The 425-nt window shown below is 63.3% G+C and carries 1 pseudogene; it reads right to left on the bottom strand.

The window, feature by feature from the left end:
- Positions 1 to 425, bottom strand: a pseudogene (locus tag BST12_RS29460) (hypothetical protein); the annotation flags it as partial.

The raw sequence follows: 425 nt of genomic DNA on the forward strand, positions 1-425 counted from the left end.
AGAACGAAGGTGCGTCCGCATCGGGCGTTGTACCGAGCGATGTCAGCGTTGACGGCGTCCCAGGCTGCGCGTGCCTGTACGGCTGTCATGTCTTTCGGGTCGCCCGGCATCGGTGAGGGTGGATCTTGTTTCCAGCTGCGGTCGACCGCGTGGATTTGCGGTTTCTCGTTGTGGGGCACCGGTGTCGGTAGCGACGGTGCGATTGGGGGTTCGTGGAAGCCGACGGTGTTAAGGGGTGCGGTAGCGGTGGCTATTTTGGCGGCCACTTCGTGTTCGACTCCGATGAGTTGTGTCGCGCGTTGGCGGATATCCCCGGCCAATGCTTGTGCTTGGGCCTGGCGAGCTGCTTGTTCGGCGAAGGTGCGGCTGGTTCGGGTGTCGGTGACCGAGAGGTCCTCTTCGACGTTGAAGCCCGCGTTGTGGGC

The sequence above is a fragment of the Mycobacterium angelicum genome (assembly GCF_002086155.1).
GTDB lineage: Bacteria > Actinomycetota > Actinomycetes > Mycobacteriales > Mycobacteriaceae > Mycobacterium > Mycobacterium angelicum.